A 13,414-nucleotide genomic window follows, 5' to 3' on the forward strand; every position below is an offset into this window, starting at 1 on the left:
GTCTGCAAGTATTGGTCCATGTCGCAGCAGCCCTCCAGCAGTACCTTTTTCGACAACGACCAATCGGTGCCGGAATTCCCCGTGCAGTTGCGGGGTTACGACCGGCACCAGGTGGATGAGTTCATCCAGAAGAACCTCGGCAAGCTGAAGCAGACCGAGTCGCAGCGGACCGAGGCCGAGCAGCGGATGACGGACGCCCAGCGTCGTCTGCGCCAGGCCGAGCAGCGCATCCAGGGTCTCGAGCAGCGCCTCGCCGAGCAGCAGAAGCAGCTCGAGGAGAACACCCGCCCGACGCTCTCCGGGCTCGGCACCCGGGTCGAGCAGATCCTGCGGCTGGCCGAGGAGCAGGCGAACGAGCACCGCGCCGAGGCCAAGCGCGAGACCGAGGGCATCCTCTCGGCCGCCCGCCTCGAGTCCCGCGAGATCACCGACGCCGCCCGCGGCGAGGCCGGCTCCCTGAAGCAGAACGCCGAGCGCGAGGCCAACACCCTCCGCACGCAGGTGGAGCGCGAGGTCGCGGAGCTGCGGACCAACGCCCGCCGCGAGTGCGAGACCCTCCGCGCCGACGCCGAGCGCGAGACCAAGCAGCTGCGCACCGCCACCGGACACGAAGTGGCCGAGCTCAAGGCCTCCGTCGAGCGCGAGGTCGCGACCCTCCGTGCCACGGCGGACCGCGAGATCACCCAGCTGCGCGCCAAGGCCGCCCGCGAGGCCGAGGAGAAGCGCGCCGAGGCCGCGAAGCTCTTCGCCGAGGCGAAGGAGAAGCGCGACAAGGACCTCCAGGCCCTCGACCTCGAACTGGCCGAGCGCAAGGAGAAGGCCGAGCGCGAGGAGTCCGACCGCCACACCCGCGCGGTCGCCGAGACCCAGAAGCTCGTGTCCGACGCCGAGAACCGCGCCCGCGACGCCGAAGAGCGCGCCAAGGCCGCGGAGACCCGCGGCGAGGAGAAGCGCTCCGAGGCCGACAACTACGCCAGCGAGACCACCGGCAAGGCCAAGAAGGACGCCCAGAAGCTCGTCGCCGACGCGAAGTCCGAGGCCGAGCGGCTGCTGGCGGACGCCAAGTCGGACGCCGAACGCGTCACGACGGACGCCGAGACCAAGGTGGCCGAGCTCACCGCGAAGCGGGACCAGGTGCAGGAGACCCTGCGCAACCTCAGCGGTCTGGTCAGCGGCGCCCTTGGTGGCGCCCTTGGGCAGCAGGGCGACGACAAGTAGAAAAACAGGACGACAAGTAAACCTGGCGAATCCGCGTTACCGTCGAAGTCTGCGACAGTGAAGAATGATCGCAGGCGTAGGTCGACGGTGGAGGAACCACAGCTTCGGCCGCGTCCCGTCACATCCGGTCCCTTGCCGGACGTGGCGGGACGCGGCTTACGTGAGGATGAGGGTATGGCGCGTGAAGACAGACTGGACGACTCGGAACTGCTGACCGGATTCAACGAGGGTGGACCCGTCGAGTACGAGTTCGAGACCGCCTTGCGCGGATACGACAAGGGACAGGTCAAGCGGTTCCTGCAGCAGATGCAGCTCCAGATGGACACCCTCGCCGGTGAACGGGCGGAAGCGGTCGCGCAGATCGACCGGCTGGTCATCCAGATCCAGCAGCTCCAGGCCCAGATCCAGGAGCTCAGGCGCCGCAGTGCCGCGGGCGACAAGGCCTCGTACCGGCACCTGGGCGTGCGGATCGAGCACATGCTCACCCTCGCGGAGGAGCAGGCCGAGGAGATCAAGGCCAACGCCCACGCGCAGACCCAGCATCTGCACCACCACGCGGACAATCGCCTCCGCGAGGCCGAGGCGCAGATCGAGCAGGCCCGCAAGGACTTCGAGACCACGCTGAAGGCGCGCCGGGCCGCCGCCGAGAAGGCCGAGGCCGACCGGCGCGCGATCATCGACGCCGAGATCAACAAGCGCGCCCGCGAAGCGCAGGCCATGGTGGACCAGGCCAAGGAGCGCGCCGCGGCACTGGTGGCCGAGGCCGAGCAGGACGCCGAGAACAAGCGCGCCGCGGCTGACGAGCAGACCCGGCAGCTGGTCGCTCACGTCGAGCGCCTCCGCGCCGAGGCCCAGCAGCTCAAGGACGACGCCGCCCTCGCGTCCGAGCAGGCCATCACCGAGGCCCGCGAGAAGGCCGACCGGATCTCCGCCGAAGCGGAGGCCGAGGCCGAGCGCAAGCGCGCCGAGCACGAGGCCGAGCTGCGGGACCTGCGCACCGAGGCCGTCGAGAACCTCGAGAAGTTCAAGCAGGAGACCGAGACGTTCGCGCAGGCCGTCCGCACCGAAGCCGAGAACGAGGCCATGCGCGTACGGGCCGAGGCCGCCGACAACGCGACCCTGAGCCGCACCGAGGCCGCCGACGAGGCCAAGCGGCTCCGCCTCGACGCCCAGCGTCGCCTGGAGGAGGCCGAGGCCGAAGCGCTGCGGCTCAACACCGAGACCGAGGAGAAGGTCGCCAAGCTCACCGCCGAGGCCGCAGAGGCCGCCCGCATGGAGCGCGAGGCCGCCGAGGCGAGCGCGCTGCGGCTGGCCGAGGAGACCGAGCGCGAGACCCAGCGCCTGCGCGAGGAGGCGGCCGACGCGTCCCGCAAGGAGCGCAAAGCCGCCGAGGTCGCGGCCCGCAAGCTCAACGAGGAGACCGCGGCCGAGACGGCCCGCCTGCGCGAGCAGGCCGCCGCCGAGGCCGAGCGGGTCACCGCCGAAGCCGCCGCGGAGGCCGCGAAGCTGCGCGAGAACGCCGACCGGGCGAGGATCGCGGCAGAGTCCGAAGTGGAGCGCGCCCGCACCCAGCTGGCCGAGATCGAGGCCGAGCGCGAGCGGCTGCTCGCCGAGGCCAGGGCTGAGGCCGAGCTCATCCTCGAAGCGGCCGGCCGGGAGGCCGAGCAGATCCGCTCCGAGCGCGACCACTACGTGACCGAGGCCGAGAAGAAGGCCGAGAACGCGAAGCGCCGCGCCGAGGAGCTCTCCAAGAGCGCCAAGCAGACCGCGCGGCGCGACTCCGAGGCGATCCTGGCCACGGCCCGCGCGCAGGCGAGGAAGCTCATCGAAGAGGCCCGCGCGGCCCGCTCCGAGGAGCCCCCGAAGGCGGCCGAGCCGGTCGTGCCGGAGGCGCCCGTCGCGGAGACCGCAGTGAACAAGCCGACCAACGGCCGCAAGCGGCCCCAGGGCGGCGGCAAGCAGACCAGCGAAGCGGCCGAGAGGGTCTCGTCCTCCTAAGCCGCTGAAGCGAACGAAAGGGCCCGGTGCGGACATCCGCACCGGGCCCTTTCGTTTACCGTCGGCTCCCGGCTCCCGGCTCCCGGCTCCCGGCTCCCGGCTCCCGGCTCCCGGCTCCCGGCTCCCGGCTCCCGGCTCCCGGCTCCCGGCTCCCGGCTCCCGGCTCCCGGCTCCCGGCTCCCGGCTCCCGGCAACGAGTATCGCTCACGTCTTGTTCGACAGCGGCATCTTGTCGGACCCGTATGGGAGGGTGTCCTTTTCACTGGTAGTGGTGAAGGTGGGACTGGGCGGGTACCCGGGGCCACCCGTACGCCCGCCGGCGGCCGAACGCGAAGGGGCCCGCGGCGCATACGCGCTGCGGGCCCCTCAGTGTCGCCTTGGAGCGGCTACGAGATGTCCTTGTCACTCGTGGTCGCGTCGAGCGTGCCGGCCTTGGTGGGCTCCTTGTCGGTGCCCTCCTTGGCCCTGCGCTTCGCGTCGCCCGAACCGCCCGCGGTGGTGCCGACGATCGGCGGCATCAGGCCGCCGCCGGTGGCGCGCTTCTTGTTCCAGACGTCGAACAGGACCGCCGCGAGGACGACCAGGCCCAGGATGATCTGGACCGTGTCGGTCGCGATGCCGAGGACCTGCATGCCCTGGCGCAGGACGCCCATCACGAGACCACCGATGACCGCACCGATGATGGTGCCGACGCCGCCGGTGACCGAGGCGCCGCCGATGAACGAGGCCGCGATGGCGTCGAGCTCGAACGCGTTGCCCGCGCCCGGCGTCGCCGCGTGCAGGCGGGCGGTCACGATGACGCCCGCGAGGCCCGCCAGCGCGCCCATGATCACGAAGACGAAGAACGTCGTCTGCTTGGTCTTGACGCCCGAGAGCATCGCGGCCTTCTCGTTCCCGCCGCCCGCGTAGACGTGGCGGCCGAACACGGTGCGGTTCGCGATGAACGTGAACAGCAGGACCAGGCCCAGCAGGATCCAGCCGATGATCGGCAGGCCCTTGTACGAGTAGAACGTGTACGCGGCGGCGAGCATGACGGCGGCGATCGCCGCGGTCTTGATCACCCAGGTCGTCGAGGAGGAGGCGGCGATGCCGGCCTTCACCTGGCGGCTGCGGCTGCGCACCGAGAAGTACACGAACAGAGCCGCGCCCACGACGCCCACCACGAGGGTCGGCACCCGGAGGTCGACGCCCATGAACTGGTAGCCGGAGGCGAGCTCGTTGAAGGTGCCGGTGGTGCCCTTGGTCTCCGCGTCCAGGGCCTTGAGGGTCAGGCCGCGGAAGATGAGCATGCCCGCGAGGGTCACGATGAACGCGGGGATGCGCACGTACGCGATCCAGAACGCCTGCCAGACGCCGATCGCGGCGCCGAGGGCCACGGCGAAGAGCACCGCGACGTACCAGGGCCAGCCCCAGTCGGAGAGCGCGATCGCCGACATGGCGCCGCAGAACGCCAGCACGGAGCCGACCGACAGGTCGATGTGGCCGTTGACGATGACCAGCATCATCCCGATCGCGAGGATCAGGATGTACGAGTTCTGCAGGATCACGTTCGTGATGTTCAGCGGCGTGATGAAGTTTTCGTTCTGCAGGGTCACGTTGAGGACCTGGAACAGGATCATGATCAGCACCAGGGCGATGATCATGCCGTAGGCGCGCAGGTTGATGTTGCGCACTGCCGAGAGGAAGCTCGGCCGGGTCTTGGTCGGGACGGTGGTCATTGGCGTTGCTCTTCTCCCCCGCTGGCGGTCTCAAGGGTCATGAGACGCATCAGCTCTTCCTGTGTGGCGTTGGCCCGGTCGACCTGACCGGTGATGTGGCCGGCGCTCATCGCATAGATGCGGTCGCACATGCCGAGCAGCTCTGGCAGTTCGGAGGAGATCATGAGAACTCCCTTGCCCTGGTCGACCAGCTTGTGGATCAGCTCGTAGATCTCGTACTTGGCGCCGACGTCGATGCCTCGCGTCGGCTCGTCGAGGATGAGCAGCTCGGGTTCGGTGAAGACCCACTTCCCGAGCACGACCTTCTGCTGGTTGCCGCCGGACAGGTTGCCGGCGAGCGAGTAGACCGACGGCGCTTTGACGCCGAACTCGACGCGCAGGCGTTCGGAGACCGCGTTGACCTTGTCCTGGTCGACGACGCCGCGCGTGGAGAGCCGGTCGAGCCCGGGGAGGGTGAAGTTCTCCCGCAGGTCGTAGTCGAGGTGCAGGCCGTAGTGCTTGCGGTCCTCGGTGGCGTAGGCCAGGCCGGCCTCGATGGCCTCGGGGACGTTGCGGGCGTGGAGCCGCTTGCCGTCCATCGTGGCCTCGCCGGTGATGTTCGAGCCCCAGCTGCGGCCGAAGACGCTCATCGCGAACTCGGTGCGGCCGGCGCCCATGAGCCCTGCCAGGCCGACGATCTCGCCGCGGGCGACGTTGAGCGACGCCTTGTTGACGATCACCCTGTCGCGCTGCTCCGGGTGGTACACCGTCCAGTCGTTGACCTCGAAGAAGACCTTGCCGATCTTCGGTTCGTGCGGCGGGTACAGGTGCTCGAGGTCGCGGCCGACCATGGACTTGATGAGCCGGTCCTCGGTGACGGCGCCGGCGTCGGTCTCCATGGTCTCGATCGACTGGCCGTCGCGCAGCACGGTGATCCGGTCGGCGACCGACAAGACCTCTCCCAGCTTGTGGGAGATGATGATGCTGGTGACGCCCTCCTCGCGGAGCTGGCGGAGCAGCTCCAGGAGGTTCTCGGAGTCGGAGTCGTTGAGCGCGGCGGTCGGCTCGTCCAGGATCAGGAGCTTGACGTCCTTGGACAGGGCCTTGGCGATCTCGACGAGCTGCTGCTTGCCCACGCCGATCTTCTCGACCAGCGTGGCCGGGTTGTCGTGGAGGCCGACCTTCTGCATGAGGCGGGCGGCCTCGGTGTTGGTGCGGTCCCAGGAGATGACGCCGCCGCGCTTGCGCTCGTTGCCGAGGAAGATGTTCTCGGCGATGGAGAGCTCCCCGACGAGGGCGAGCTCCTGGTGGATGATGACGACGCCGGCGGCTTCGGAGTCGCGGATGTTCTTGAACTGGGCGGGCTCGCCGTCGAACTCGATCTCGCCGTCGAAGTCCCCGTAGGCGTATACGCCCGACAGGATCTTCATCAGCGTCGACTTGCCGGCGCCGTTCTCGCCGACGAGTGCGTGGATCGTGGCCCGCTTGACCCCCAATGCGACCCCGGACAGTGCGAGCACGCCCGGGAACCGCTTGGTGATCCCCCGCATTCGGAGGATGTCTTCAGACATTGCTTCGTCCCATTTTGAAAGATTGGACTGCTCTGGGGAGAGGTTCAGGGACGCCCATGGCGGGCAGGGCGTCCCTGAGAGAAAGGTCTGGCGGTGACCGTTAGGCCAGCTCTTCGGCCTCGATGTAGCCGGAGTCGACGACGATCTCCTGGTAGTTGTTCACGTCCACGCTGACCGGCTCCAGCAGGTAGGCCGGGACGACCTTGTTGCCGTTGTCGTAGGTGTCGGTGTCGTTGACCTCGGGGTCCTTGCCGTCGAGGACCGCGACGACCATGTCGACCGTGGTGGCCGCGAGCTCGCGGGTGTCCTTGTAGACGGTCATCGACTGCAGGCCGTCGATGATGTACTTCACGGACTCGACCTCGGCGTCCTGGCCGGTGATGACGGGCATCGTGGTGTAGCCGTTGCCCTGGAGCGAGGCGATGATGCCGCGGCTGATGCCGTCGTAGGGCGAGAGCACCGCGTCGACCTGGGAGCCGTCGTTGTAGAAGTTGGACAGGATGTTGTCCATGCGCTCCTGCGCGACGGCGCCGTCCCAGTTCTCGGTGGCGATCTGCTCGAGCGTGGTCTGGCCGGACTTCACCACGAGCTGGCCGCCGGTGACGTAGGGCTCGAGGACCTCCCAGGCGCCGCCGAAGAAGTACTTGGTGTTGTTATCGGTCAACGCCCCAGCGAAGAGCTCGATGTTGAACGGGCCGGGCTGGTTGGCGAGGTCGAGGGCCTCGACGATGTAGGTGCCCTGCAGCGTGCCGACCTTGGTGTTGTCGAACGACGCGTAGTAGTCGACGTCCGGCGTGTCAAGGATGAGGCGGTCGTAAGCGATGACCGTGATGTCCTGGCCCTTGGCCTGGGCGAGGACGCCGCTGAGCGACTTGTTGTCGATCGCGGCGATGACGAGGACGTCCACGTTCTGGCCGACCATGGTCTCGATGGCGCTGACCTGGTCGGCGGCGACGTCGTTCGAGTACTGGAGGGTGACTTCGTAGCCCTCGTCCTCGAATGCGGCCTTCAGGTTGTCACCGTCAAGGATCCAGCGCTCGGAGGTCTTGGTCGGCATCGCGATGCCGACCTTCTTGCCGCCCGAGCCGTCGCCGCCGCCGTCTTCAGAGGCGCAGGCGGAAGCGACCATGGCGACTGCGGCCGCGCCGATGGTTCCGGTCATCAGGTGTCGTCGGTTGACGTTCATCTGCTTAGTACTCCTTCGTACCGGGCGGTGCCGGTGCACGACCGACGACGCCCTGGGGTCAAGACGGATTCGATAGTTCAACGTTTTTCCACAACCGTCAACAGCGGATGCGTCTCGTGTCCGAATCGTTGCTTTCCAGTTTCGACGAATTCCGACACTCGGCTCCCTCGCGGCACATCGAACCCGTGACGCCTCAATGAAAATGACTGTGGGTATCCTCTTGCTCACCCGATCGTCCCACATCCCTACGGCCGACTACCACTCGACCGATCGGATGGGTTAGCCTCACATTTAGTGCCAAATCACGACACCGAACAGCTGACCCCCCGGAGGAGGTGAGGATGTCGACCACCCAGACCATCGGACCCGCCGCCGTACACCGTTTACTGCACCGGGACGCGGTGTGCAGCGTCTTCAGCGGCACCGTCGCGACAGGCCCCACCGATCTGCTGTGCGTCACCGTCGCCCATGAGCGCGTCGACGGCTCCCGGCGCGAGGTGTTCCTCGAATGGGCCGCGAAACTCACCGGCCTCCCTGCCCACCCCCACCTGTCCCCCTGCACCGCCGTCGGGCTCACCGAGAACGGCCGCCCCTACCTCGCGGTCGGCACCGCCCGGCGCAGCCTCGCCGACCTCCTCGCCGAGCAGGGGCCCATGCCCGCCGGGCAGGTCCGCGCCCTCGGCGTGGCCCTGAGCGACGCCGTCGCCGTCTACCACCGCGCCGGGCTCATCCACGGTGCCATCCAGCCGTCCCACATCCTCGTCGGGACCGCCCGCCACCTCCAGCTCACCGCCTACGACGTCACCGCCCCCGTCCTGGCCGCCCCCCTCCCCCCCACCCCCTACACCGCCCCAGAGCACCTCGACGCCGCGGTCGCGGGAGAGGTGGCAGCCAGCCCCTCCGGAGACGTGTACGCCCTCGCCACGGCCCTCTACGCCGCCCTCGGCGGTCGGCTCCCGTGGGTGCGGCACGCCCGCGAGGACGCCGCCGACCCGCTGCTGCGCGCCGCCCCCGTGCCGCACATCCCCGGCGTGGACGCCGAACTCACCGACATGATCGGCGCGGCCCTCAGCCCCGACCCGCGCCGCCGCCCGACCGCCGACTCCTTCCGCGAGCAGCTCACCCGCCTTCAGCTCTCCGGGCCCAAGGCCCAGGGCCCCCGGCCCGACACCGTCGCCAACGGCCTCCTCCCCCGCCGCGGCCTGCGCCCCGTCACCGTCGCGGTCTCGACCGAACTCGCGCCCTACCGGCCCGGCCGGGAACGCGTCGGCCTGCGCCCGCGGCTGCGCTCCATCGCCACGGCCACCGCCGGCGTCGCCCTCACGGGAGCGCTCCTCGGCGGCGCCGCACTGGCCACCTACGCGGCCACCAACCCCGAGAGCACCGAGACGTTCTGCTCAGACCCGAGCCTCTTGGGCGGGCGCATCGACGAGCAGTTGGAGGACGGCCGGATCGTCGACAGCTGGTGCGCCGAGGAAGGCGACTACGTGGCCGCCACCGTGGACTACCCGGGCGGCTCCGGGGGCGACGGCGAAGGCGCGACCGAGCGCAGGGTGTGGCGCATCGAGGGCGAGAACCTCGTGGCCGTCACCGACTGCGCCGACGCGGCGCTGCCCACCGCCATCGCCGACTTCCTCGAGTGCGCCTGACCGCACGGCACCCCGGGAACCGCAGCCGGTGCGATACCGACCGGGTCGCGGTGTCCGGGCGTCGCCGCCGTCGCAGGCCTCAGGACCCGTCCGCCCATGGTTCGCGCCACCGCTTGCTTCGTCGTCATGCTGACTCCTCGTCCGAGCCGATCTGCGCCGCCTCTGCGGCTCCGGTCTGCCGTGCCGGTGCCGGTGTGCTGCGCCGGTCCTTCCGGCGTGACTCCATGATGAGAGGTCGAACCTGAAGCCACGCTGAAGCCGCCTGAAGGCGGCTTCAGGTACGAGCCTGCCGGTCAGGTCGTGCTCGGTGCGTTCGGATTGGGGCCGGTCGAGTTCGGCGCGGTCGTGTCGGCTCAGTCGCGTTCGGGCTTCGGAAGGAAGCCTCCGAAGCCGGCTTCAGGAAACCGGATGCAGACGCGGCCGAGCGGCGGGTCCTGCCCGAAGCTCAGTCGCGCTCCGGCTTCGGCAGGAATCCGCCGAAAGCGGCCACACTCTTGTTCGCGTAGGCGGAGGTGTCGCCGCGCTCCATGGGTCCCTCCCAAGTGGTCGGCAGCGGCGCGTGCTCGGGGAGGATGCGGCCCACGATGCGGTCCAGGGCCTCCTCGGCCTTGCCGACCCATAGGTGGCCGCCGCCGGCGATCTCCACGACCTCCGCCTGCGGCACGGCCGCGAAGCGCTGCTTCGCCTCCGGGTACTGGAGGTAGTCGTCCTGCTCGGGGATGAGCGCCAGCAGCGGGCGGCCGTCCTCGGCCCACCGCGCCAGATCGTCCTCTTTGGAGTACCGGAGCGGCGGCGAGAGCAGCACGGCCCCTTCGACCCCCGGCTCCAGGCCGTACTTGAGGGTGAGGTCGGTGCCGAAGGACCAGCCGACGAGCCACACCCGCGGCAGCTCGTGGAATTCCGCGTACTCGACCGCGGCGGCGACGTCGAAGCGCTCGCCCACGCCGTGGTCGAACGCGCCCTGGCTCGTGCCCTGCTGGGACTCGGTGCCGCGGGTGTTGAACCGCAGCACCGCCATGTTCGCCAGCGCGGGGAGCCGCCAGGCGGCCTTGCGGTAGATGTGCGAATCCATCATGCCGCCATGGGTGGGCAGCGGGTGGACGCAGATGATGGTCGCCTCGGGCGCGCGGTCGGCGGGCAGGGCGAGTTCGCCGACGAGTTCGAGCCCGTCGGCGGTTTGGAGCGTGAGCGCCTCGCGGTGGGCGGGGAGCATGCTCGCGGATCTGATGACAGCCACGCCGGAATTATCCCCGCTGGAAGGGGATCGGCACCACCGCGTGTGGCGCACCTGGCATGGGCGGCTCGAGCGGCGGGTGCCGGAGGCGCAGCGCGGGCAAGAGGTAGCCGTTGCCATCCCTAGCCCCCACCCGCCCGGGGACCGTACGGCCAGCTTCCCGCCCGGGTACGACAAGAACCGGGGCCCGCGGCGATCGTGTCACCCGAACGTGTCGCAAGCGTGCCGACCCGGACGTGCCGAAGGGCGGGGCCTGCGGCCCCGCCCTTCGTTGCGTTCAGTTCTGGTTCAGCGCCAGCGTCCGGGCCGGCGGCGGCTCCTGGCGTTCCAGCAGCCGGTGTGCCAGTGGCGGCGGTCGCCGCCGTCGCCGTCGTCGGCCCAGGCGACGACGTGGGGCGTGCCCGGCTGGATCTCGAGGTCGCAGCCGGGGCACCGGTAGGTCTTCTCGGCCCCGGCGCCGGGGATGCGGCGGACCCGGACGGGTCCGTCCGGGCCGTCGATCAGGCTCGGGTCCTGGGCGCCCGATGTCGGCCGCCGGGCTTCGCTCTGGCGGCGGTTCTTGCGCGGCATGGTGCGCCCTTATGCGTGCGCGGGGTCGTCTCGCCCGGCGTCGGTCGCCGAGGCGGCCTCCGCCTCGGCGGCTTCGCGCGCGACCCGCTCGTTCAGCCGGCGGACGTGCTTGTTCATCCCCCGGATGAGGAGGATCGTCACGACGACGAGGAACACGGTCACGAACAGCCCGAGCGGCCCGGCCATCGCCTGGTCGCGCTCCGGCCCGAACTCTTGCTGCGCCAGGATCTCGATCACGGGTCAACCGTATCCCGCGGGCCTCAGGACTCCTGCAGCGCCGGAAGCCGCCAGTCGACCGGCTCACCGCCCTGCTCGACGAGGAGGGCGTTGGCGCGGCTGAACGGCTTGGAGCCGAAGAAGCCGCGGCGGGCGCTCAGCGGCGACGGGTGGGCCGATTCGATGGCCGGGACCGAGCCGAGGAGGTCCTTGAGCTTGCGCGCGTCGTTGCCCCAGAGGATGGCGACGGAGGCGCCGCCGCGTTCGGCGAGGGCGCGGATGGCCTGCTCGGTGACCGATTCCCAGCCTTTGCCTCGGTGCGAGGCGGGCGTGCCGGGGGCGACGCTGAGCGAGCGGTTGAGCAGCAGGACGCCCTGCTCGGCCCAGGGGGTGAGGTCGCCGTTGGCGGGGAGGGGGAAGCCGAGGTCGTCGCGGTACTCGTTGAAGATGTTGACCAGGCTCTTGGGGATCGGGCGCACGTCGGGGGCGACGGCGAAGGAGAGGCCGATGGCGTGGCCCGGGGTGGGGTAGGGGTCCTGGCCGACGATGATGACCTTGACGTCGTCGAACGGCTGCTGGAAGGCGCGCAGGATGTGCTCGGCGGCGGGCAGGTAGCGGCGTCCGGCGGCGACTTCGGCGCGCAGGAACTCGCCCATCTTGGCGACGTCGTCGGCCACGGGGGCGAGGGCCTTGGCCCAGCCGGGCTCCATCAGTTCTTCAAGCGTTTTGTTCATGACTCAGATGCTAGGACCCTCCACCGACACGAAATACCCCGCGTCGCGCAGGGCCGCAACGATTTCAGTCGCGTGTTCGGAACCGCGGGTCTCGATCGAGAGGTCCACGGCGACTTCCCCGACGGACAGGCGCGGGTCGCTGCGCTGGTGGTAGACGTCGACGATGTTGCCGCCGTAGGCGCCCACGAGCTGCAGGATCGAGGCGAGCGCGCCGGGCCGGTCGGGGCAGCGCAGGTTGGCGCGCATGAACCGCCCGGAGGCGCCGAGACCGTGTTCGATGAGGCGCATGAGCAGGAGCGGGTCGATGTTGCCGCCGGAGATGACGGCGACGGTGGGGGCGTCGTAATCGACCGAGTAGTTGAGGAGCGCGGCGTAGGCGGTAGCGCCGGCGGGCTCGACGACGAGCTTGTTGCGTTCGAGGAGTGAGAGGAGCGCGCGGCTGATGTCCTCTTCGGTGACGGTGACTATCTCGTCCACAAGGGAGGCTACGTGGGCGAAGGGGACGTCGCCGGGGCGGCCGACTTTGATGCCGTCCGCAATGGTGTGCATCTTCTCGAGCCGCACGGGCCTGCCGACGGCGAGGGAGTGCGGGTACGCGGCGGCGCCTTCGGCCTGGACGCCGATGATGCGGATGCCGGGCTTGAGCTCCTTCGCGGCGGCCGCGATGCCGGCGATGAGCCCGCCGCCGCCGACCGAGGTGACGATGGTGCCGGTCTCGGGCAGCTGCTCGAGGATCTCGAGGGCGATGGTGCCCTGCCCGGCGACGATGTCGCGGTGGTCGAAGGGGTGGATGAGGGTGGCGCCCGTTTCGGCGGCGAACTTGTGGGCCGATTCGAGGGCGTCGTCGACGGTCAGGCCGCCGAGGATCACCTCGGCGCCGTAGCCCTTGGTGGCGGCCACTTTCGGGAGCGGGGCCGATTCGGGCATGAACACGGTGGAGCGGATACCCAGCGTGGAGGCGGCGAGGGCGACCCCTTGGGCGTGGTTGCCCGCGGAGGCCGCGACGACGCCGAGGGCGCGTTCGGCCGGGTCGAGGCGAGAGACCCGCATGTACGCGCCGCGGATCTTGAAGGATCCGGCGCGCTGCAGGTTCTCGCATTTGAGGTGGACCCCGTCGAGGACGGGGTCGCGGGAGGGTTCGAGGGGGGTGCGTCGCACGATCCCGGCGAGTTCGGCCGCCGCGGCGCGGACGTCGTTGAGTGTCACGAGTTGCGTCACGCCTCGATCGTAGTGCGCCGCCCCGGGAGACCCCGGGAACCCGCCTGAGAGCGGTTCCCGGCGAAGCCCCCCACAAGCGAGAAAGCGGTTACTGTATACCGATATGCGGACCTTGGACCCGCA

11 protein-coding genes are annotated in these 13,414 nt (G+C 69.9%); 3 read left to right on the forward strand and 8 right to left on the reverse strand.

What is annotated here, in order from left to right; genetic code table 11:
• Positions 1–18: 18 nt before the first annotated feature.
• Both O2L52_RS09095 and O2L52_RS09100 read left to right on the forward strand, forming a co-directional pair.
• A complete protein-coding gene (locus tag O2L52_RS09095) occupies positions 19–1,218 on the forward strand; it encodes a cell division protein DivIVA (protein WP_270115054.1) in 1,200 nt (399 codons plus the stop codon).
• A gap of 174 nt (positions 1,219–1,392) precedes the next feature.
• Complete coding sequence (locus O2L52_RS09100; protein ID WP_270115055.1) at positions 1,393–3,216, forward strand: DivIVA domain-containing protein; 1,824 nt, start codon at positions 1,393–1,395, stop codon at positions 3,214–3,216.
• Between the two features lie 386 nt (positions 3,217–3,602).
• On the opposite strand, the gene mmsB is transcribed toward O2L52_RS09100, so the two are convergent.
• From mmsB to chvE, 3 genes are all read right to left on the reverse strand, one after another.
• Positions 3,603–4,934, reverse strand: a complete 1,332-nt coding sequence (mmsB, locus tag O2L52_RS09105) for a multiple monosaccharide ABC transporter permease (protein ID WP_270115056.1) — start codon at positions 4,932–4,934, stop codon at positions 3,603–3,605.
• Complete coding sequence (gene mmsA, locus O2L52_RS09110) at positions 4,931–6,484, reverse strand: multiple monosaccharide ABC transporter ATP-binding protein (protein WP_270115057.1); 1,554 nt, start codon at positions 6,482–6,484, stop codon at positions 4,931–4,933. The genes mmsB and mmsA overlap by 4 nt, the downstream gene beginning before the upstream one ends.
• A 100-nt stretch (positions 6,485–6,584) precedes the next feature.
• Positions 6,585–7,670 carry a multiple monosaccharide ABC transporter substrate-binding protein gene (chvE, locus tag O2L52_RS09115; protein WP_270115058.1) on the reverse strand — a complete coding sequence of 362 codons (1,086 nt, stop codon included), beginning with the start codon at positions 7,668–7,670 and terminating at the stop codon, positions 6,585–6,587.
• Between the two features lie 341 nt (positions 7,671–8,011).
• Here chvE and O2L52_RS09120 point away from each other — a divergent pair, with 341 nt between their 5' ends.
• Positions 8,012–9,319 carry a protein kinase domain-containing protein gene (locus O2L52_RS09120; RefSeq protein ID WP_270115059.1) on the forward strand — a complete coding sequence of 436 codons (1,308 nt, stop codon included), beginning with the start codon at positions 8,012–8,014 and terminating at the stop codon, positions 9,317–9,319.
• A gap of 445 nt (positions 9,320–9,764) precedes the next feature.
• Here the strand turns inward: O2L52_RS09120 and O2L52_RS09125 are convergent, their stop codons facing one another.
• The 5 genes from O2L52_RS09125 to ilvA all read right to left on the reverse strand — a co-directional run bounded on the left by O2L52_RS09125 (position 9,765) and on the right by ilvA (position 13,291).
• The gene (locus O2L52_RS09125; protein ID WP_344472005.1) at positions 9,765–10,532 is read right to left on the reverse strand and encodes an alpha/beta hydrolase; all 768 of its coding nucleotides are present in this window, start codon (positions 10,530–10,532) and stop codon (positions 9,765–9,767) included.
• Between the two features lie 309 nt (positions 10,533–10,841).
• Positions 10,842–11,123, reverse strand: a complete 282-nt coding sequence (locus O2L52_RS09130; protein WP_270115061.1) for a hypothetical protein — start codon at positions 11,121–11,123, stop codon at positions 10,842–10,844.
• Positions 11,124–11,132: 9 nt separating this feature from the next.
• The gene (locus O2L52_RS09135; protein WP_270115062.1) at positions 11,133–11,360 is read right to left on the reverse strand and encodes a hypothetical protein; all 228 of its coding nucleotides are present in this window, start codon (positions 11,358–11,360) and stop codon (positions 11,133–11,135) included.
• Positions 11,361–11,383: 23 nt separating this feature from the next.
• On the reverse strand, positions 11,384–12,073 hold the full coding sequence (locus tag O2L52_RS09140) for a uracil-DNA glycosylase (protein ID WP_270115063.1): 690 nt from the start codon (positions 12,071–12,073) through the stop codon (positions 11,384–11,386).
• A 3-nt stretch (positions 12,074–12,076) separates the two neighbouring features.
• A complete protein-coding gene (gene ilvA / locus O2L52_RS09145) occupies positions 12,077–13,291 on the reverse strand; it encodes a threonine ammonia-lyase (protein ID WP_270115064.1) in 1,215 nt (404 codons plus the stop codon).
• Positions 13,292–13,414 lie beyond the last annotated feature (123 nt).

The organism is Glycomyces algeriensis (assembly GCF_027622855.1).
GTDB classification, from domain to species: domain Bacteria; phylum Actinomycetota; class Actinomycetes; order Mycobacteriales; family Micromonosporaceae; genus Glycomyces; species Glycomyces algeriensis.